The 20,202-nt window shown below is 59.5% G+C and carries 14 protein-coding genes; 8 read left to right on the top strand and 6 right to left on the bottom strand.

The annotated features are described in order from the left end of the window. Nucleotides 1-111: 111 nt before the first annotated feature. The 4 genes from JFU11_RS23185 to JFU11_RS23170 all read right to left on the bottom strand — a co-directional run bounded on the left by JFU11_RS23185 (nucleotide 112) and on the right by JFU11_RS23170 (nucleotide 3,560). On the bottom strand, nucleotides 112-792 hold the full coding sequence (locus JFU11_RS23185; RefSeq protein ID WP_201062206.1) for a class I SAM-dependent methyltransferase: 681 nt from the start codon (nucleotides 790-792) through the stop codon (nucleotides 112-114). 72 nt (nucleotides 793-864) lie between these two features. Next, nucleotides 865-1,524, bottom strand: a complete 660-nt coding sequence (locus tag JFU11_RS23180) for a TetR/AcrR family transcriptional regulator (RefSeq protein ID WP_201062205.1) — start codon at nucleotides 1,522-1,524, stop codon at nucleotides 865-867. Beyond that, a complete protein-coding gene (locus JFU11_RS23175) occupies nucleotides 1,511-2,362 on the bottom strand; it encodes a 3-hydroxybutyryl-CoA dehydrogenase (protein WP_123722434.1) in 852 nt (283 codons plus the stop codon). The genes JFU11_RS23180 and JFU11_RS23175 overlap by 14 nt, the downstream gene beginning before the upstream one ends. A gap of 13 nt (nucleotides 2,363-2,375) precedes the next feature. Continuing rightward, a complete protein-coding gene (locus JFU11_RS23170) occupies nucleotides 2,376-3,560 on the bottom strand; it encodes an acetyl-CoA C-acyltransferase family protein (protein ID WP_095053332.1) in 1,185 nt (394 codons plus the stop codon). A gap of 131 nt (nucleotides 3,561-3,691) precedes the next feature. On the opposite strand from JFU11_RS23170, the gene JFU11_RS23165 reads away from it, so the two are divergent. After that, nucleotides 3,692-4,699 (top strand): AraC family transcriptional regulator, encoded by a 1,008-nt coding sequence (locus JFU11_RS23165; RefSeq protein ID WP_201062204.1) that lies wholly within the window; start codon nucleotides 3,692-3,694, stop codon nucleotides 4,697-4,699. 73 nt (nucleotides 4,700-4,772) lie between these two features. Here JFU11_RS23165 and JFU11_RS23160 read toward each other — a convergent pair whose 3' ends face one another. Then, entirely contained in the window at nucleotides 4,773-5,699 is a 927-nt protein-coding gene (locus JFU11_RS23160) for a LysR family transcriptional regulator (RefSeq protein WP_201062203.1), read from the bottom strand. Between the two features lie 126 nt (nucleotides 5,700-5,825). Between JFU11_RS23160 and JFU11_RS23155 the strand changes: the two genes are divergently transcribed. The 7 genes from JFU11_RS23155 to JFU11_RS23130 all read left to right on the top strand — a co-directional run bounded on the left by JFU11_RS23155 (nucleotide 5,826) and on the right by JFU11_RS23130 (nucleotide 14,083). Then, nucleotides 5,826-6,089: a DUF2798 domain-containing protein gene (locus tag JFU11_RS23155; protein ID WP_201062202.1), complete on the top strand. Its 264-nt coding sequence runs from the start codon at nucleotides 5,826-5,828 to the stop codon at nucleotides 6,087-6,089. Between the two features lie 256 nt (nucleotides 6,090-6,345). Next, a complete protein-coding gene (locus tag JFU11_RS23150) occupies nucleotides 6,346-7,749 on the top strand; it encodes an MFS transporter (RefSeq protein WP_201062201.1) in 1,404 nt (467 codons plus the stop codon). A gap of 416 nt (nucleotides 7,750-8,165) precedes the next feature. Continuing rightward, nucleotides 8,166-9,950 (top strand): type I secretion system permease/ATPase, encoded by a 1,785-nt coding sequence (locus JFU11_RS23145; RefSeq protein WP_201062200.1) that lies wholly within the window; start codon nucleotides 8,166-8,168, stop codon nucleotides 9,948-9,950. Continuing rightward, a complete protein-coding gene (locus tag JFU11_RS23140) occupies nucleotides 9,931-11,244 on the top strand; it encodes an HlyD family type I secretion periplasmic adaptor subunit (RefSeq protein WP_123722441.1) in 1,314 nt (437 codons plus the stop codon). Before JFU11_RS23145 ends, JFU11_RS23140 begins: the two co-directional genes overlap by 20 nt. A gap of 2 nt (nucleotides 11,245-11,246) precedes the next feature. Further along, nucleotides 11,247-12,626 carry a TolC family outer membrane protein gene (locus JFU11_RS23135; RefSeq protein ID WP_201062199.1) on the top strand — a complete coding sequence of 460 codons (1,380 nt, stop codon included), beginning with the start codon at nucleotides 11,247-11,249 and terminating at the stop codon, nucleotides 12,624-12,626. A 472-nt stretch (nucleotides 12,627-13,098) separates the two neighbouring features. Beyond that, on the top strand, nucleotides 13,099-13,221 hold the full coding sequence (locus JFU11_RS28295; RefSeq protein ID WP_261984293.1) for a hypothetical protein: 123 nt from the start codon (nucleotides 13,099-13,101) through the stop codon (nucleotides 13,219-13,221). A 118-nt stretch (nucleotides 13,222-13,339) separates the two neighbouring features. After that, nucleotides 13,340-14,083 carry a response regulator transcription factor gene (locus JFU11_RS23130; protein WP_201062198.1) on the top strand — a complete coding sequence of 248 codons (744 nt, stop codon included), beginning with the start codon at nucleotides 13,340-13,342 and terminating at the stop codon, nucleotides 14,081-14,083. A gap of 159 nt (nucleotides 14,084-14,242) precedes the next feature. Here the strand turns inward: JFU11_RS23130 and JFU11_RS28185 are convergent, their stop codons facing one another. Next, nucleotides 14,243-20,197, bottom strand: a complete 5,955-nt coding sequence (locus JFU11_RS28185) for a DUF5801 repeats-in-toxin domain-containing protein (protein WP_201062197.1) — start codon at nucleotides 20,195-20,197, stop codon at nucleotides 14,243-14,245. Nucleotides 20,198-20,202: the final 5 nt, after the last annotated feature.

The raw sequence follows: 20,202 nt of genomic DNA, 5'->3' as shown, positions 1-20,202 counted from the left end.
TTGTATTGCGCTCCAAACGCAAAAACGCCGCTCTTTGAGCGGCGTTTTTGTTTGTGCGTCATTTGTCGGATTTGTTGAGGACTGGATCAAGATGGCTACTTTTGCCCCAGGTCAGTCGCAATCACTCCGTTGCTCAGCCACCAACAGCAACGACTGCGGCACAGGACTTTGCGGGTGCTGCGGTTCCTGCAGGCCAGCCAGCCGAAAACCGGCCATGTCCAGCGCATTGAGCCAACTGGACAGCGTGCGGAAGTACCACGGCATGGGTTGCCACTGCCCCTTGAACCCAGTGAAGGTCTCCTCCCGCCAACCATCCTGATAGTCGCCCGCCGCCACGGTCCACGGATGCAGCGTCTGGATCACCAGCGCGCCGCCGGGGGCGAGCAGGGCGTTCATGGCGGCGAGCAGGGGGATGATGTCCTGGTGCAGCAGGGCGAAGTTGGCGCAGATCAGGTCGTAGTCGCTGCCGATATCCACCTTCGCCTCCACCAACTCCTCATAGCTCGCCAAATGCACCCGCGAAGAGCCCGCCGCCCGCGCCGCCTCCACCAGCGTCGCATCGCCATCCACACCGACCGCCTCGATGGCCCGTTCAGCCAGCGCACGCAACAGCCAACCCTCGCCGCAGCCCAGGTCGAGCACACGCTCGGGTTGGCGGCCTAGTACCGCCAGCAGTATTGCCTGGTCGGTGACCTTGAGGCGGCTTTCGATGGTGCCGGTGCGGATAGCCTCGATCCAGGATGGGGCGTTGTGGTGCCAGCTCTGGAGGAGGGTGGATTCGGGGGCAGGCATTTCGATGTCCGGAGTTGTTGGGTGGATGAAAGGATAGGACAAATGCGGGTGGGCAGACCTTCTTGTAACGCTTTATAACGCGGCGGGTGTCTGGATTTTTCTAGATATTTTTTCTAGAGACGGGGCGAGGCTTATCGTGTCATGTGTGCGTTTTGGCGCCAGCAACCGCTCGATGGCGCCACTCACCATGTTTTCCATCAGATTATCGCGCTCTTGTTCATCCAGTGAATAGTGCGTCAGCCAACTGGGCGCGCCGTTGAGCAAGGCGGCAATGGCATGACCGGCGGCCATCCGGCCCTGTTCACTGAATCGGGGGCGGACGCCGAGCATCAGCAGCAACTTGCGTTCGTACTGCTCGCGCAGTTGCCGGACCCGTTCCTGCTGCTCTTCATTCAGGCAGCCGCTGTCGCGCTCCACCAAGCGAAAATGCCAGGGCATCTCCCGATACAGATTCAGGTGCGCGCGGATCAATTGGTTGAGTCTGTCGCGTTTTGCCGGGGCCGCGTGTTCGATGCGCCCCAGGGTGGCCAGCAGCTCTTCGTAGAACTCCTCGATCAGGTCGAGCAGCATGTGCTGCTTGCTGGGGTAATGGTGATACAGCGAGCCCGGGGCGAGCCCCAGGCAGGTCGCGAGCTCACGCATGCCTACCTGACCGAAACCCTTGCTGGCAAAGAGCTCCAGCACCTTGTCCCGGTATTCGGCGAAGCGCGAGCAACGCTCAGGCGTAGGCATGGAAGCCACGCCCCGTTTTGCGTCCCAGGTAACCGGCGGCGACCATTTCCTTGAGCAGTGGAGCGGGGCGGTATTTGCTGTCGTTGAAGCCGTCGTAGAAGGCTTCAAGGATTGCCAGCACGGTGTCCAGGCCGATCAGGTCCGCCAACGCCAGCGGGCCGATCGGCTGGTTGCAGCCCAGGCGCATGCCTGCGTCGATGTCTTCGGCGCTGGCCAGGCCTTCCTGAAACACCAGGATCGCTTCATTGATCATCGGCACCAGAATCCGGTTGACCACGAAACCCGGACGGTTGCCCGCGGTGATTGCGGTTTTGCCGAGTGTGGTCGCCATGTCCAGCGCCAAGGCGTGGGTAGCATCGCTGGTTTGCAGGCCACGAATCACTTCGATCAGGCCCATGACCGGCACCGGGTTGAAGAAATGCAGACCGATGAAGCGCTCAGGCTGACTGACACTGGCAGCGAGTTGAGTAATGGACAGCGACGACGTGTTCGAGGCAATCACACAGTCGGCGCTGACCTGCGCGGCGATTTGTTGCAGCACGCGCAGTTTCAGGTCGAGGTTTTCGGTGGCGGCTTCGATCACCATTTGCACGTTTTGCAGGCTGTTGTAATCGGTACTGGTGCGAATCTTGTCGAGGGCAGCGAGCTTTTGCTCGTGCGTCAGCGTGTTTTTGGCGACCTGCCGATCGAGGTTTTTATCGACGGTCGCGATTGCCTTTTGCAAGGCACTCTCGCAGATGTCGATCAAAGTCACATTGATGCCGGCCAGGGCGCAGACTTGCGCGATGCCATTGCCCATGGTGCCGGCGCCGATGACGCCAATGTTCTGTAGGTTCATGCGCATGTCCTTATCAAACCCGCTCGAACAACACGGCGATGCCTTGGCCGCCGCCGATGCACATGGTTGCCAGGGCATAACGGCCTTGGCAGCGATGCAGTTCGTGAATCGCTTTGGTGGCGATGATCGCGCCAGTGGCGCCCACTGGATGGCCCAGCGAGATGCCCGAGCCGTTGGGGTTGACCTTCTGTGGATCGAAGCCCAGCTCTTGCGCTACGGCACAGGCTTGGGCTGCGAAGGCTTCGTTGGACTCGATCACATCAAGATCGGCAACGGTCAGGCCGGCGCGCTTGAGCACCAGACGGGTGGCGGGAATCGGTCCCAGTCCCATCATCGAAGGTTCCACGCCGGCGTGGGCATAACCCACCAGTCGGGCCATTGGCTTGAGGCCTTGTTCCTGAACAGTTTGGCCCGTGGCCATGATCAGTGCGCCGGCCCCATCATTGAGGCCGGATGCATTGCCGGCGGTGACGCTACCGTCCTTTTTGAAGGCGGGTTTCATGCGGCTCAATTGCTCGGCGTTGACCTCGGCCCGTACATGCTCATCCGTCGCAAACGAAACCGTCCCTTTGCGGGTCGCTATTTCGATCGGCACGATCTGCCCGGCAAAACGCCCTTCGGCAATCGCTCGGGCAGCACGCTGCTGGCTGAGAAGCGCCAATTCATCCTGGGTCTGGCGCGTGATGCCATAGTGCTCGGCGATATTTTCTGCGGTGATACCCATATGGAAACCGGCAAACGGGTCTTGCAGTGCCCCAAGCATGTAGTCGACGGCCTGCATGTCGCCCATTCGTGCGCCCCAGCGCGCCTGCGGCAACAAGTACGCGCCTCGGCTCATGGACTCGACGCCACCGGCCAGCGCAGCGCCCGCATCCCCCAGCATCAAACTTTGCGCGGCACTGACAATCGCCTGCAAACCCGAACCACAAAGACGGTTGACGTTGAAGGCGGGAGTCTCTTTCGTAAGGCCTGCATTCATCGCTACGACCCGGGAGATGTAGGCATCGCGTGCCTCGGTCGGGATGACATGTCCCATCACCGCATGGCCGATGTGCTCGGGCGCCAGGCCTGATCGTTCGATAGCGGCGCGGCAAACGTCGGTTGCCAACTGAATAGGCGGCACATCCTTGAGTGAACCGCCAAAGCTGCCGATGGCAGAACGGACGGCGCTCACTACAAAAATATCGGAATGGTTCATGTTGGCTCTCTGAATAGGTCTTTTTTGTTGGGCACGAGTCTAGAATCAGCAGCGCCACAGGCCTATGCCAAAACTGTTCAAGGATGATGGCGTTTTTTGCCATATTCAGATGTGACGAGAGAGGCATTCAAATGCGGGAAACGGATTCGGTGGCGGTTTACTTCATGTACCCCATGATCCATGCGCTACGTGAGGAACCGCAGCGCCTGCGGGCAGTACTTGAGCAGGTGGGAATTGATCCGGCACTGATGGATCAGCCGACGGCACGGGTGCCGGCCACGGCTTTCGCCGCGTTGTGGCTGGTGCAGATTCGTGAGTTGAACGACGAATTTTTCCAGTTGGACTCCCATGGCATGCCGCCGGGCAGTTTTGCCTTGATCTGTCGGGCATTGATTCAGGAGCCGACGCTGGAAAAAGCCATGCGTCAGTGCCTGGCCAATTTCGCCCTGTTCCTGCGTGATTTTCGCGGCACGTTGAGTGTGCGTGGCAAGCGTGCGGTCATCAGCTTGCAGACCTGTTCGCAGAACAGTGAGGTCAGCCGGTTGGGCGAAGAAACGTTTCTGGTGTTGATGATCAGTCTGCTGTGCTGGCTGGGCGGGCGGCGTATTTCTATCGATCGTGCGGACTTTCGTCATCAGCGTTTGTCGCTGCGTGATGATGCCTTGCTCTGGGGGCCCAACCTGACCTTCGGCACCGAACGCACCGAAATCGAATTCGCCAGTCACTATCTGCGGCTGCCGGTGGTTCAAGACCTTGCCTCGCTGAAAGTGTTTTTACGCACCGCCCCGCAATGGCTGGTGATCCGTTTCCGCAACCAGCATGGGATGGCGTCGCTGGTTCATCAGCGCCTGCGCCACAGCCATTACAGCGAATGGCCAACCTTGCAGGCCTTCGCCCTGGAGCAACACCTGAGCGCAAGCACCTTTCGCCGGAAACTGGGGCGTGAAGGCTGTTCGTATCAGGAAATCAAGGATGAAGTGCGGCGCGCGGTGGCGTTTGAACGGTTGCGCCAGAGCAAGGCGAGCATCAGCGATATTGCCGAACAGTTGGGATTTCAGGAGCCGAGTGCGTTTCATCGCGCGTTCAAGAAGTGGACGGGGGAGAGCCCGGGGCGGTATCGGGCGCGGTTTCAGGAATGAGCCCTGCTCGTTGGGTCACGGCAAGGCTTTAAAGGTCTGTTTTTGAGTGCCGAACTGCGCAAGGAAAGAGCGCTTATGCGAGTACATGCGACTGGCTTTGCATCTCTCGTTCAAGAAAATCGATGAACGCGCGCACCTTCGCATTCAAAGCCGATCGCTCGGTGACGCAGGCATAGATGTGCATCGGTTCAGGCTCTGCGCAAGCTGCATTGCGATTGCCCGACTCGAACAATGGCAGTAGTCGGCCGCTGTCGATCAATGGCTGAGCAACGAAGCTGGCGAGGCGTGCGATCCCGCCACCGTTTACAGCAATCTGCGCGATCGTATCAATATCATCGCAGATGAAGCCCGGATTGACTTTGGCTTCGAAACGGCTGCCATTGAGTACAAAGGTCCAGGGCAGAAAACGACCATCAGTTGGATAGCGAAAGACAAGGCAAGTGTGTTGCTTCAGCTCCTCTGGTGTTGTCGGCATGCCCGCGCGGTCGAGATACGCGGGTGACGCGCAGAACACGAAAGGACGCGAGGCGATACGCCGGGCGATGAGCTGATCGTTCAGCTGCGCTTCAATACGGATGCTGACGTCGACGCCCTCCAGCCGATGATCGACGCTGCGATCCGTACTGATCAGTTCGATGTTGATGCGCGGGTAGGCGTCCTTGAATGCGGGCATTAATGGCGCGAGTACATGCCGACCAAATGCCGCGGTGGTGGCGATGAAAAGCGGCCCATGCGGCTTGGTTTCGACCGTGGCAGCTTGCGAGGCGAGATCAATATCGCCCGGAATGTGGCGCACTTTCTCGAAATAGCGAGTGCCGCTTTCGGTGAGCGCCATGCTCCGGGTTGTACGAGAGAGCAGACGCACGCCCAAGTGGGCTTCGAGCCGCGTGATGCTCTGGCTGACCGCCGCGGCGCTCATGCCTTGGGCACGGGCCGCCGCCGCGATGCTGCCGTTTTCTACCACACGGATATAGGTATTGATCAAACCAAGAATATCCATCGGGTCCCCGTGCTCGATTCGTTGATTTTTCTTAAGAGTGATTCAAGCGTAACGCGTCTACCGGCGTGTGCGACAGCTTGTTAGGTTAGCCGCTCTCGCCACTCAAGATCGACAAGGCTCAAATCGATGACCGATAGAACAACTAGAAATACTGCACGTTTTCGCTTGCCTAAACACGCGACGCCTTACGTCTTTGCGCTTTACATGGCCACTATCATGGCGTTTCTCATGTGTCTCGTCATCACAATCGCTGAATTCGGAATAGGTGAACATTACATGGAAAATGTGATGAATGCGTATCGAGTGGCAATGCCTTCGGCGTTCGTCTGCGTGCTCCTGGTGCGTCCAATCGTTGCCCGACTTGTGGCATGGACCGTGCAAGCCCACTGAGAGAAAAAGAGGGGGAACGCGCAGTGATCGTATGACTATGGTTGAACACGTTGTCGTCGTCATACTGGGAAAACTGAAGGGCTATCGGCCAGTATTTCCCGCGTCTCTTGCGGGATATGGGCCTACATGTCTTTGAGACAGACGGCCATTTTTCAGATTGACAGGGTGGTAGGGGACTCGATATAAAAAGCCAAGTTGTACGACGACAGACAATTCGTCGGCAATCATCACCCTAATCCAACAATAAAGTGATGCCATGAATCTGAACGAGCCCATCAATGCTCAGCGAGTCGGCCAGGCCGTCGGTAAATATCGCTGGACGATCTGCGCGCTGTTGTTTTTTGCCACCACCGTCAATTACCTCGACCGCCAAGTATTGAGTCTGTTGGCGCCGGACCTATCGACGCAATTTGGCTGGAGTAATAGCGATTACGCCAACATCGCTTCGGTCTTTCAGTTTGTCTACGCGATTTCCATGCTGTTTGCCGGCCGGGTGGTCGACAAGATCGGCACCAAGACTGCCTATGTGGTAGCGATCAGCATCTGGTCGACCGGCGCGATCATGCACGCCTTTGCGGTGCCGATGGGTGAGGGGATTGGTGCCGTGAGCAGCGCGTTCGGCATTGCCATGATTCCGGTTTCCATCGCAGGCTTCATGGTGTCGCGCGCCGTGCTGGCGATAGGCGAAGCGGGCAACTTCCCGATTGCAATCAAGGCCACCGCAGAATATTTCCCGAAGAAGGAGCGTTCCTTCGCCACCGGCATTTTCAATTCCGGTGCCAATGTGGGCGCGATCCTGGCGCCGATCTGCGTGCCGCTGATTGCCAGCCTATGGGGCTGGGAAGCGGCTTTCATCGTGATCGGTATGTTGGGCTTCGTTTGGGTGGGCGTATGGATTGCGCTGTACGAGAAACCGGAGCAGCAAAAACGCCTCTCGGCGCAGGAACTGGCCTACATCCGCAGCGATCAGGTCGTGCAGGTGGTCACCCGCCCGGTACCGGGTGTCGCCGATAAGAAAGTATCGTGGTTCAAATTGCTGACCTACCGTCAGACTTGGGCTTTTGCTTTCGGTAAATTCATGACCGACGGTGTGTGGTGGTTCTTCCTGTTCTGGCTTCCCACCTATCTATCGGCGCAATACGGAATGAAAGGCGAGGCCATCGTGATGCCGCTGGCCGTGTTGTACAGCATGACCATGGTCGGCAGCATCGGCGGCGGCTGGTTCCCCAGCTATTTCATGTCACGCGGCGACGCGCCGTATGACGGTCGCATGAAAGCCATGCTGGTGATCGCTTTCTTCCCGCTGCTGGTGTTGCTGGCGCAGCCATTGGGTTACATCAGTTTCTGGGTGCCAGTGCTGCTGATTGGCGTAGGCGCATCGGCGCACCAGGCATGGTCGTGCAACATTTTCACCACCGTGTCGGACATGTTTCCGCAAAAATCCATCGCTTCGGTGGTCGGTATTGGCGGTTTGGCCGGCGGCTTGGGCGGCGTAGTGATGACCAAGATCGGTGGTTGGGTGATTGATCACTACAAACTGATCGGTGATATTCATACCGGCTACATGATCATGTTTGCCATCTGTGCGTTGGCCTATCTGGTGGCATGGAGCGTCATGAAGGCGCTGGTACCACGCCATAAGGAGATCACCGATCTGTAATCGGCTGGCACCCGTAAGCCAGCGAGCGCTACGCACTGCGATGGATTTTGTCGCAGTGCTTGGGCTTGACTGCCTTCCTCTGAGCCTCCGCAACCCGGTGAACATGTTGATTTGGTCGATGAAGTACGGCCTGTCGGTGCCGACCATCGGATTGCCATAAGTGAAGGAGGGCGCACGACCAAAGCAGCGCTTGCCTGGAAATCCTGCTGTTTGGCCGGTAACCCTGAACCAGAAACCTCTCATCAGCCCGCGATAGGGGCGACATCTCGTCATAGCGCATCCTGGCCTCGTCGCCGATAGCTTGGCGCTCCTCACCGCCGGGTCGTTGCAGGGGGAGGTGATCCGGCCGATGGCTCCACACAGTCGTTCGGCATGATCTAAGCTCCAAAAGATGGTTTTTGCGAGCAGGGGTTTCAATGCGAAGCACACCTGAAAACAGCCTGAAAAATGCGTTGAAAGCCTGTAGAGATAGTTTTATTTCTGTTGGTTTTTTCAGCTTTTTCATCAACGCGCTCATGCTCGTGCCTACCTTCTACATGCTTCAGGTGTATGGGCGAGTGATGGCCAGCGGAAGCCTGACAACCCTGGCAATGCTGACGCTTATCATGACCGGGCTGATTATCACGCTCGGTTCCCTGGAGTGGATTCGTTCGCGCATCATGGTTCGGGTCAGTACCCGACTGGATGTGTTGCTGAGTCGCCAAGTCTATAAGGCCAGTTTCAAACGGGCTCTGGACAGTGGCGGCATGGATGCCTCGGCCCAGTCGCTCAACGACTTGACGGGCTTGAGGCAATTTCTCTCCGGTAACGGTTTGTTCGCCTTCTTCGATGCGCCCTGGTTGCCTATCTATATCGCCGTGATGTTCATGTTTCATCCCTGGTTTGGCTGGGTAGCGACGGGCAGTGCGCTGCTGTTGTTATTGCTCGCGTTTATCAATGAGAGGTTGACGGGGCCGGCGCTGGCCCAAGCGAACAAGGAACATATTGGCGCGACGCTCTACACCACGAAAAATCTGCGCAACGCTGAAGTCATCGAATCCATGGGCATGCTTGAAACCCTTATGGACCGATGGGGACTTCGTCAAAGAAACGTTCTGTTGCTGCAGGCCGAGGCGAGCGACAGAGGCGCCATAATCAGCACGCTTTCCAAGACCTTCCGGATCCTGGTGCAATCACTGATCCTTGGCCTGGGGGCGTACCTGGCCGTGGACCATCAAGTGGGGGCTGGCCTGGTGTTTGCCGGGGCCGTGCTGCTAGGGCGCGCATTGGCCCCCATCGATCTGATCATCGGCAGTTGGCGGGGCTTTATTGCGGCCCGCTCGCAATACCGCCGTCTCAACGACATCCTCGACAAACAACAGGCTCAGCCCGAGCGTATGTCATTGCCGGCGCCTCAGGGGCACGTGCAGGTGGAGAGTCTGGTTGTTGCGGCACCTGGCTCGAAAACGCCGATCATCAACAACATAAGTTTCAGCGTACCTGCCGGCTGCGTTGTCGGAATCATCGGTCCAAGTGCCGCGGGCAAGTCCACCCTGGCCAGGGCACTGATGGGGGTATGGGTGCCGCTGCATGGTGTGGTCCGGCTCGATGGCGCGGACATCAGCGCGTGGGACAAACATGAACTTGGGCCGCATATAGGTTACTTGCCCCAGGACATTGAACTGTTCGAAGGCAGTATCAGCGAGAACATTGCCCGCTTCACCGAGGTCGACTCGGCGAAAGTCATTCAGGCTGCCAGGACCGCTGGCGTTCACGAAATGATTTTGCAGTTGCCCGATGGCTACGACACCGTCATTGGCAGTGAGGGCCTCATGCTGTCGGGAGGGCAGCGCCAGCGCATCGGGCTGGCCCGTGCCCTGTATGGCAACCCGCGGCTGATTATTCTCGACGAGCCCAATTCCAATCTTGACGAAGTCGGTGATCGCGCCCTGGTGGCTGCCATCCAGCAGCTCAAGCAGACCGGCGCGACCCTGTTTGTCATTACCCACCGAACCAACATCGTGTCGCAACTTGACCGACTCATGGTGATGAACGCAGGGGTTATCAGTCTCTACGGACCACGCGAGCAGGTGCTCGCCGAACTCAACGCGCAGAGACAGCAGGCACAAAAGCACGCCATGTCGGCAGGCGCCAGCATGGCTTCGGTCAAAACCAGCAAGGGCGATGCCGATGAACCCTACGATGCCCAGTCGTCAAATTGAAAGCTTCGCCGGCCTGCCGATATCTGATCGTAAAGCACGCCGCCTGGGCATTGGTATTGTAGGAGTGACCTTCGGCCTGTTCGGTACCTGGGCGGCGCTCGCGCCCCTCGACGGTGCCGCTTTCGCGCCGGGAGTGGTCACCGTGCAGACTTACCGCAAAACGGTCCAGCACCCTGAAGGGGGCATCGTCAAAGCGGTACTGGTCCATGACGGTGACATCGTCAAGGGTGGTGATCCGCTGATCATCCTTGATGATGCCCAGTTGCGCTTCGAATACGAGATTACCCGAGGCCAGTTGGTCGCGACCAGAGCCATGGAGGCAAGGCTCAGAGCCGAGCGCGACACACTGTCGGCGATCAGCTTTGGGGAGATAGCCGATTCCGAGAGTCTGCGAGGAGTGGAAGCGCGCCAGGGCGAGACCCAGGTATTCAACGCCCGGCAGGGCTCGCGACTGGGCCAGATATCGGTGTTGCGCGAGCGCATTGGCCAGTTGAATCAACAGATCAAGGGACTGGAATCGATGATTGCTGCCAAGGTTCAACTGGAGAAATCCTACAGCGGTGAAATCGTTGAATTGACCGACCTGCTCAAGCAAGGGTTCGTTGACAAACAACGTCTGCTCGAGCAGGAACGCAAGCTGGGGATGCTCAGGTCGGAGGTGGCTGATCACCGTTCCGCTATTAACAAGACTCGTCTGCAGATCAACGAAACACAGCTGCAGATTCTGCAAATCGACAAGGATTTCAGTACCGAGGTGGTCAAGGAGCTGGCCGAGGTTCAGACCAGGATGTACGACCTGCAAGAGAAAACCTCCTCCCTGGAAGACCGGCTCAGTCGTATCGTCATCCGCGCACCCGACGCGGGCATGGTGATTGGCATGACAGTGCACACCATTGGGGGGGTCGTGAGCCCGGCGACGCCGCTGCTGGATATCGTGCCCTCGGTTTCCGAGCTGGTCATAGAGGCCCAGGTGGCGCCGGTGGATATTGATCGTGTCGCCATCGGCAAGCGTGCCGATATCCGTTTCGGCGCGTTCAATAGCTCGACCACTCCGGTGATCGAAGGCGAGGTCAGCAGCGTATCGGCTGACCGGCTGGTCAACGAAAAGGCCGGGACGGCCTACTACCTGGCGCGGGTGCGGGTAACCGAGGAGGGTGCGCGCACCTTGGGTGAGCGCAAGTTGTTGCCGGGGATGCCGGCGGACGTATTGATCATCACCGGGCAACGCACGTTGTTGCAGTACTTGATGCAGCCGGCTCGCGATGCCATGGCTCAATCGATGATCGAGGAATAACCATGAACGCATCGGCAGTTCTGCTGGGCGGTGCGTTCATGCTTGCAGCGGGAACCGCCCTGGCGCAAACCCCTGCAGCCACGCCAACCGGGGTCAGCGCCTCGACGTTTTCCACCGACCTCATGCAGTTGTATCGTGAGTCACGGCTGGAGGATCCGCGGGTGTTGGCCTCCTATGCGCAAGCGCAGGCGGGTAAGGAACATCAGCGCGAGGCTATGGGTGCGCTGTTCCCGCAAGTATCGCTCAACGCCGGGAACAATCGGATTCATCAGGAGAGCGACTTGGTGCAGCGCAGTTACGACAGCGAAAACTACAGCCTGGTGCTGCGTCAGTACCTCTACAACAAGGCCGCGTGGGAGAACTACCAAAAATTCAAAAGTCTGGCCAAGCAGTCCGAATCGCAAGCGCTGGACGCCCAGGCCGAGGCCACGGTGGACTTGGCGCAGCGTTACTTCACCGCGTTGGCGGCCGAAGATGAACTGGAGTTGGTGAAAGCGGAGCGTCGAACCACGCAAAAGAGTCTGGACCGAGTCAATGCGTTGTACGAAAAGCAGCTGGCAATGATTACTGATCAGCTCGACCTCAAGGCCCGGGTAGATTTGCTGGCGGCGCAGGAGCTGGATGCCCAGAACCAGGCCAGTATCAGTCGCGAGGCACTGGCGGAGATCGTCGGCCGGCCGGTCAAGGAAAAGCTCAACCGGATTCGCGATGACGTGCAACTGCGGGTTTCAGCGCAGAGCCTGGAAACCTGGGTCCGCGACGGTATAGCGCTAAACCCGGCGCTCAAGGCCAACGAGAGCAGTGTGGAAGCCGCGGGTGCAGCGTTACGCAGCGGCAAGGGCGGGCACTATCCGACCCTGAGCCTTACGCTGAGCGCGCAGCAGACCAACGAGGGCTACAACAATACCCTGCAGCCGCGCACCGACAGTTATGTCGCCGGTATCGGCGTGCAGGTGCCGCTGTACAGCGGCGGCTCGACCTCGGCGCGGGTCCGTGGGCTCTACCAGGATCAGATTACCGCTGAGCAGGAGCTGGAAGCGATCCGGCGCCGGGTGGTCAAGGAGATCACCAGCGCTTACCTGACCGCCAATTCAAGCGGAGAAAAAATCAATGCGAGCCGCAATGCCCTGGCCTCGGCACAGCTGTCCAGAGTGGCGGCAGAGAAAGCCCTCGATTACGGAATGGTCAATGCCGTCGATGTACTGACCAGCGTACGCAACGAATTCCGGGCTCGTCGTGACCTGCTCAAGGCGCAATACGAGTTCGTCACTAATGTCCTTACCCTCAATCGCTGGGCGGGAAAGCCGCCTGCGGAGGGGGTCGAAAGCGTTAATGCCTGGTTGAGCCCCGGCAGCTCTAGCCAAAGCCTCACATCCCACTGATCCTGCCGCAATATCGCTGCGTATTCCCCGTCCCCACTGGGCGCCAATTTGAGCCACAACCTCCAGCAGTTCAGGCGGTGGTTGCTGTGGTGTAATCGCAAAAAACTCGAGCACCGCAGTCATGCTATTACCCCAGCGCGCCGGAAGGAAAAACCAGTGGCGAGACTCAGACTGGGAGCATTCCCATGGCTCGAGCGAGGCAATTTTCGCCGATAAATTGACGTCAGCGTTACGGCCATCCTTGTGCGCGCACCATTCGTCGGTTAATTGACGATTTTGATCGGAGTCGGACTTGGGTCGCAAGTCGCCCGCGGTGAGCCTAAGACCTTGATTTTCTAGAGAAGGGGGGGCCTTGGTAACGTCAGTCGGGCTACTCGCAGGTGGCTTGAGTCGACGACTGGCGGATGGGCGTGCTGGCAGTGTGCTGGTGTGGCCTAGACTCAGTTGAACAGCTCGAGGGAGCACATCAATCATGCGCAAGCTATTGATGATTATTCCTATTTATGTTGCCTCGATGGCTTTCCCCGGTTTTTGGAAACGCCTGCAGTCTCTGTCGGTGAAGCCAGTGGAAGTGTTGCCCGAGTGGGCACGGTGAAGGCCTGCCAGCGTTCGCATCTGTCCTTCGATCACGGTGGTCAGGTGAGCGAGCTGCTGACCCAGGAAGGCCAAGGGAGGGAGGTCAGAGTTAATTCTTCAAGGGAGTCAGGAAAGTAATGACGACCCACAGAAAAACAATACGCGTGATGCTGATCGATTGTCGTCCCCTCGTTCTCATGGGCCTTCAAGATTTGATCAATGCCAGGAAGCCTCAGATGGAAGTGAGCGGCCAGGCCACCACCTATACCAATGCGCTGGATCTTGCCGATCAGTTGCGTCCCAATGTGATTTTTTTCAGTTTCTTTCCAGATGCGCTGAACCCGCTGGAGGTCGTTGCGGGGCTCACCCGCAACGCCGAAATGAAAGTGCTGGTGCTCAAGGGTCTGTACGAAGCCGTCCCCGTTGCCGAGGCAATAGAGGCGGGCGCACGGGGTATCGTGCTGGCGGAAGATCCGACGGAATCGATCATCCAGGCCATCATCACGGTCCACCACCGCGACACCGGAAAGGATAGAGCCTGGGCCGGTGGGCTTTCCGGCTATTCCGCGACTGAGCATATACACTTGAAATGCAATCTGGAGCAGGCGAAACAGGCGCGGCTGACGCTGCGCGAGAGGGAACTTATTCGCGCCATTGTGGGGGATCCGTCCGCCAAATACATGAGCATCGCCGGGCGCCTGGGCATCAGTGAACACACCGTGCACAACCACCTCAGCAACATTTATCAAAAGCTTAATCTGATCAACCGTATCGATTTGCTGATGTATGCGCTGAAGCACGGGCTCACCAACAACGAAAAGCCACCCGAGTCCTCGTGGGTGGAACTGGATTTGGTTTCACGTCAAAAAAAGACGCTCTGACATCCTCTGGCGCGCCTGGGCCGACACTGTATCGCCGTCCTTGTCGGTGGCTTGCCACTGGGTACCCAGGTTGATGCGAGCGTGCGGATCTCCTATTGGAACTGCAAAAAAAATGCGAGGGTGGCTTGCGCCACCCTCGCATCTTTTTACGCGCGTTTCTCAGGCGCTGCCGTAAACAATGTCGCTAGACAGAAGATCGACCCCGACCAAGGTGATGGTCGTGACTTGTCCGCCCGTTTCGGCAACCGTCACGATGCTGTCTGCACCGCTGATGTCGATCGATTGGACAACCGCGCTCTGGTCGCCGTTGAGCACCAGGGCGTCTCGCAGGTTTGCGCTCGCATCGAAGCCAGTGACCTGGTACAGGTTCTCATCGACTGACAAATCGATGTTGAAGGCATCACGCTCACCGCCTGTGCCCACCAGCGAGAAGTCGAAGAGGGCATCCTCCGAGTCGTTGGCGAACAGGTTGGCGTCGAAGGTACTCGTCGCCGAGTCCCCATCCTTGTCCGTCAGTGTCGCGTTGAACGTCAGCTGGACATCGCTGGCCAGGCTCTCACTCTCCTGAATGAACTGGATCGTCGGGATCTTGATCTCGCCTCGGGCCATCGTGAGCTGAACAGCGTCGATCAGATTCGTGCCATCGCTCTCAATGAGGAAGGATACCTGTCCGCCTGCCTCCGGAGTCAGGGTGTTCACTTCGATGAGGTTCGAGAACGTGCCGTCCTCGTAGTAGGCCCTGTAGTACAGGTCCTCGGTCGCCGTGTTGTAACCTCCCACGGAGTTGTCGATAAAGACCCTCATGCCCGTCAGCAGGCTCTCTGGATTGATGACGAAACTTTCGTCGTCAACGCCGATTGCCGCCAGGTTGTCTCCCTGGAACAGGTTATTGGCGACGCCGATGCCGGCCGTGCTGACGTTCATGGCCGACGGGTCGATGTACGAGGGCAGGGGGTCGGTTTGTAGCGTGGCTTCGGTGGGGTCGGGTTCTCCGAGCCCGATACCGGTCAGGATGTCCGAAGTGGACGCAAGCGCCTTCGCGGAGAAGAAGACAACCTCCTCAGATGGCGAAGGAATAGTCGGCGGATCCTGCTCCGGAATTAACAAGGTGCGCACGGGATCCGGGCCGCCGGCACCGAGCGCGCCGTCGGCAGTGCTGAGCACGATCTCCGAACGGAAGCCTTGCACCAGATCCAGTGCATAGCGGCCATCGGCATAGGCGGTCAGCGTGTAGTCGACGCTGGTATCCGCGGTTGCGGCGTTGTTGTCGAAATCACCCGTCAACGTCCCTGCGAATTGGTACGCGCCGTTGCCGTCCGGTGAGGGCGACTGCTCGGTGAGCGTGGCGGTCCCGGTGGTGGTCGTGTTGTCTGGCCTGACGAGGGTGAACTGGCTATTCACAGAGATATCCAGACCAGCCGCACCCAACCCGTCGGCGCCCGCCGAATTGTCCCAGAACCCGAATTGCGGCAGGACGCTACCGGTGCCGATCAGGTTACCGAACGCAAGCGATGGACCGTCGTCCTTGAATATCAGGTTCTGTCCGATGTTGAGGGTCGCCTGGACGCTATCGCCGTCCTTGTCGGTTGCGGTCCCTATCAGCGTCACCAGGTTGTCCGCCGACAGCGTCGTCGAATCATCTGGATTGGTGGCGTCGGGATGCACCACTGCGCGGAGCTGGTCGAGCGTGACGTCACCATTGGCGGCGACGCTGGCCGTGAACACCAGCAGGCCGGTCGTGGCGGTGCGGCCTTCGACCACTGTGCCGTTGAGCGACAGGTTGACCGCTTCGCCGGTGGCCGTGTCGGTGAGCCCGGAGGCCCCCGCTACCACGCCCAGCGCATAGGTCAGCGTACCCGCGCCATCAGCGCCAAACGCCGAGTTGAAGTTGGCGGCAAAGTTCTGGGTGGCGTCGGTCGCCAGTACCGTTTCGTCTACCGTCAGCGTTGGCTCCTCGCCACTGGCGGTGATGCTCGGGCCGTCATCCTTGAACACCAGATTCTGGCCAATGTTGAGGGTCGCCTGGACGCTGTCGCCGTCCTTGTCGGTCACGGTTGCCGTCAGCGTCACCAGATTGTCCGCCGACAGCGTCGTCGAATCATCTGGATCGGTGGCATCGGGATGTACCACTGCGCGGAGCTGGTCGAGCGTGACGTCACCATTAGCGGCGACGCTGGCCGTGAACACCAGCAGGTTGGAGGTGGCCGTGCGGCCTTCCACCACGCCACCATTGAGCGAAAGATTGACTGCCTCGCCCGTGGCCGTGTCGGTTAGCCCGGAGGCCCCCGGCACCACGCCCAGCGCATAGGTCAGCGTACCTGGGCCATCAGCGCCAAACGCCGAGCTAAAGTTGGCGGCAAAGTTCTGCGTGGCGTCGGTCGCCAGTACCGTTTCGTCTACCGTCAGCGTCGGCTCCTCGCCGGTGGTGGTGATGCTCGGGCCGTCATCCTTGAACACCAGGTTTTGCCCGATGTTGAGGGTCGCCTGAACGCTATCGCCGTCCTTGTCGGTCACGGTTGCCGTCAGCGTCACCAGATTGTCCGCCGACAGCGTCGTCGAATCATCGGGATCGGTGGCGTCGGGATGCACTACTGCGCGGAGCTGGTCGAGCGTGACGTCACCATTGGCGGCGACGCTGGCCGTGAACACCAGTAGGTTGGTCGTGGCCGTGCGGCCTTCGACCACTGTGCCATTGAGCGACAGGTTGACCGCTTCGCCCGTGGCCGTGTCGGTGAGCCCGGAGGCCCCCGCTACCACGCCCAGCGCATAGGTCAGCGTACCCGCGCCATCAGCGCCAAACGCCGAGTTGAAGTTGGCGGCAAAGTTCTGCGTGGCGTCGGTCGCCAGTACCGTTTCGTCTACCGTCAGCGTTGGCTCCTCGCCACTGGCGCTGATGCTTGGCCCGTCGTCCTTGAACACCAGGTTTTGTCCGATGTTGAGCGTTGCCTGAACGCTGTCGCCGTCCTTGTCGGTCACGGTTGCCGTCAGCGTCACCAGATTGTCCGCCGACAGCGTCGTCGAATCATCGGGATCGGTGGCATCGGGATGCACCACTGCGCGAAGCTGGTCGAGCGTGACGTCACCATTGGCGGCGACGCTGGCCGTGAACACCAGTAGGTTGGTCGTGGCCGTGCGGCCTTCGACCACTGTGCCATTGAGCGACAGGTTGACCGCTTCGCCCGTGGCCGTGTCGGTGAGCCCGGAGGCCCCCGCTACCACGCCCAGCGCATAGGTCAGCGTACCCGCGCCATCAGCGCCAAACGCCGAGTTGAAGTTGGCGGCAAAGTTCTGCGTGGCGTCGGTCGCCAGGACTGTTTCGTCTACCGTCAGCGTCGGCTCCTCGCCGGTGGTGGTGATGCTCGGGCCGTCATCCTTGAACACCAGGTTTTGCCCGATGTTGAGGGTCGCCTGAACGCTATCGCCGTCCTTGTCGGTCACGGTCGCCGTCAGTGTCACCAGGTTATCCGCCGACAGCGTCGTCGAATCATCGGGATCGGTGGCGTCGGGATGCACCACTGCGCGAAGCTGGTCGAGCGTGACGTCACCATTGGCGGCGACGCTGGCCGTAAACACCAGCAGGCCGGTCGTGGCGGTGCGGCCTTCGACCACTGTGCCGTTGAGCGACAGGTTGACCGCTTCGCCGGTGGCCGTGTCGGTGAGCCCGGAGGCCCCCGCTACCACGCCCAGCGCATAGGTCAGCGTACCCGCGCCATCAGCGCCAAACGCCGAGCTAAAGTTGGCGGCAAAGTTCTGGGTGGCGTCGGTCGCCAGTACCGTTTCGTCTACCGTCAGCGTTGGCTCCTCGCCGGTGGTGCTGATGCTCGGGCCGTCGTCCTTGAACACCAGGTTTTGCCCGATGTTGAGGGTCGCCTGAACGCTATCGCCGTCCTTGTCGGTCACGGTTGCCGTCAGCGTCACCAGATTGTCCGCCGACAGCGTCGTCGAATCATCGGGATCGGTGGCATCGGGATGCACTACTGCGCGGAGCTGGTCGAGCGTGACGTCACCATTAGCGGCGACGCTGGCCGTGAACACCAGCAGGCCGGTCGTGGCGGTGCGGCCTTCGACCACTGTGCCGTTGAGCGACAGGTTGACCGCCTCGCCCGTGGCCGTGTCGGTGAGCCCGGAGGCCCCCGCTACCACGCCCAGCGCATAGGTCAGCGTACCTGGGCCATCAGCGCCAAACGCCGAGTTGAAGTTGGCGGCAAAGTTCTGTGTGGCGTCGGTGGTCAGTACCGTTTCGTCTACCGTCAGCGTTGGCTCCTCGCCACTGGCGGTGATGCTTGGGCCGTCATCCTTGAACACCAGGTTTTGTCCGATGTTGAGCGTTGCCTGAACGCTGTCGCCGTCGCCATCGGTGGTGGTCGCGGTCAGTGTCACCAGGGTGTCCGAGGTCAGGCTCGTCGAATCATCGGGATTGGTGGCATCGGGATGCACCACCGCCCGAATCTGATCGAGCGTAACGTCGCCATTGGCGGCCACGCTAACCGTGAACACCAGCAGGCCGGTCGTGGCCGTGCGGCCTTCGACCACTGTGCCGTTGAGCGACAGGTTGACTGCCTCGCCCGTGGCCGTGTCGGTAAGCCCGGAGGCACCCGCTACCACGCCCAGCGCATAGGTCAGCGTACCTGGGCCATCAGCGCCAAACGCCGAGCTGAAGTTGGCGGCAAAGTTCTGGGTGGCGTCGGTCGCCAGGAATGTTTCGTCTACCGTCAGCGCCGGCTCGGTACCGGTGGCGCTGATGCTCGGGCCGTCGTCCTCGAAGATCATCTTGGAGCCGATTTCGGCGATCGAAGTAGAGGCTTGGCGCAGCGTGAAGCCGCCGATATCAAAATCGGCGTGGTCATTGCCCCTGGCGTCGCGGGCCGCCCCGTTCTCAATGAGCACGCGGTTGTGGTCCGACGTTGTGGTGTATTCAATCTGGTAACCGGCCAAGACGCCGGTGATGGTTGCAACCCCGGCAGCAGAAAAGCTGATGGTAATCGCCGGATCATTCACTGTTCCGTCTGAATTCTCGATCACCAGCCCGGTGCTATTGTTGATGACGCGAACATTGGTGATGGCAACCGGCGTATCGTTCGCATAGCCGTTGATGAAGTTCACGCCAGGTTCAGCAGCGGTACTGAATGCGCTGATTTTTACCACAGCACTCTTGCCGCTTTGCAACTGCACGACGTCGAAATTGGCCGAGGTCGTATTATAGACGCTGGTAAAGTCGATGTTGGACTCAACATCTGCTTCGGTCTGACTAAGGTTGGGAACGGTCACATCCTGCCTGGCGCCCGTGACGAACGAAAAGCGGATGCCTTCCTGTTCCACAATCATCTGATTGTTGGTGCCGATGGTGGTTGAGCCACCCCCCTGGCTAGTATTGATCGTGTCGCCAGTATTTATATTGGCGCCACTTGACTGGTCTGCGGGGTCCTTACCGGTGGCGATGATGGTGGGATCCGTGATCCGCACGACACCACCGACAGTTTCAGTTGCTGGGTTCGCTTTCGTGAACATCAGGAACAGGTTCTGACCGGAGGGCGCACCGGCAAGACTGAAATCCAGGTCCTGAGTGGCTCCGATGAACACCTTATCCAGCAGATTGAGCGAATCATCGGGGTTCGTAGCATCTGGGTGCTTGAGTGGTTGGTACTCCACGGTCCAGATCTTGCCGCCCGTGACAGGCGATCCGGTTTCTTCAATGTAGGCAGCGAACACGATCGCGCCATCTGCGCCCCCGGCTCGGCCCAGAAGGATGTTGTTGTTCGTGTCCGTATAGAGAAGGATGCTGGTGCCATCAAGAGTGTCCAGTCCGCTGTCCACGCCATTGAGGGGGGCGCCAGCGCTGTCGACGAAGCGGATATCGGTAATGCTTCCGCCGCCGTTGATGGTGAACGCATTGCTGCCCGTGTTGCCCGCGGCACCGGTGTAGCCACTCAAGGCCGCACCCGTTGCGGTACCTGCTCCAAGTGCGGTCAAACGGGTAGAAAAGGAAGAGGGCAGGGATGCCACCAGAATGTCGTTGTCGTCAGCGTCTCCTGCAGGGGTTGGCGTGGCGGTGGCGTTCTGTAACCCGGCCGTTTCGTCCAGCACAACGTCCTCGCCGGTGATTGCAATAGCCATGATTT

The organism is Pseudomonas sp. TH37 (assembly GCF_016650735.1).
Lineage (GTDB): Bacteria > Pseudomonadota > Gammaproteobacteria > Pseudomonadales > Pseudomonadaceae > Aquipseudomonas > Aquipseudomonas farris.
This window is presented reverse-complemented; position numbering and strand designations above follow the sequence as displayed.

Coding starts and splice junctions, on each gene's coding strand:
- JFU11_RS23185 (WP_201062206.1), bottom strand. CDS start 792: ATGCCTGCCCCCGAATCCACCCTCCTCCAGAGCTGGCACCACAACGCC.
- JFU11_RS23180 (WP_201062205.1), bottom strand. CDS start 1,524: ATGCCTACGCCTGAGCGTTGCTCGCGCTTCGCCGAATACCGGGACAAG.
- JFU11_RS23175 (WP_123722434.1), bottom strand. CDS start 2,362: ATGAACCTACAGAACATTGGCGTCATCGGCGCCGGCACCATGGGCAAT.
- JFU11_RS23170 (WP_095053332.1), bottom strand. CDS start 3,560: ATGAACCATTCCGATATTTTTGTAGTGAGCGCCGTCCGTTCTGCCATC.
- JFU11_RS23165 (WP_201062204.1), top strand. CDS start 3,692: ATGCGGGAAACGGATTCGGTGGCGGTTTACTTCATGTACCCCATGATC.
- JFU11_RS23160 (WP_201062203.1), bottom strand. CDS start 5,699: ATGGATATTCTTGGTTTGATCAATACCTATATCCGTGTGGTAGAAAAC.
- JFU11_RS23155 (WP_201062202.1), top strand. CDS start 5,826: ATGACCGATAGAACAACTAGAAATACTGCACGTTTTCGCTTGCCTAAA.
- JFU11_RS23150 (WP_201062201.1), top strand. CDS start 6,346: ATGAATCTGAACGAGCCCATCAATGCTCAGCGAGTCGGCCAGGCCGTC.
- JFU11_RS23145 (WP_201062200.1), top strand. CDS start 8,166: ATGCGAAGCACACCTGAAAACAGCCTGAAAAATGCGTTGAAAGCCTGT.
- JFU11_RS23140 (WP_123722441.1), top strand. CDS start 9,931: ATGCCCAGTCGTCAAATTGAAAGCTTCGCCGGCCTGCCGATATCTGAT.
- JFU11_RS23135 (WP_201062199.1), top strand. CDS start 11,247: ATGAACGCATCGGCAGTTCTGCTGGGCGGTGCGTTCATGCTTGCAGCG.
- JFU11_RS28295 (WP_261984293.1), top strand. CDS start 13,099: ATGCGCAAGCTATTGATGATTATTCCTATTTATGTTGCCTCGATGGCT.
- JFU11_RS23130 (WP_201062198.1), top strand. CDS start 13,340: ATGACGACCCACAGAAAAACAATACGCGTGATGCTGATCGATTGTCGT.
- JFU11_RS28185 (WP_201062197.1), bottom strand. CDS start 20,197: ATGGCTATTGCAATCACCGGCGAGGACGTTGTGCTGGACGAAACGGCC.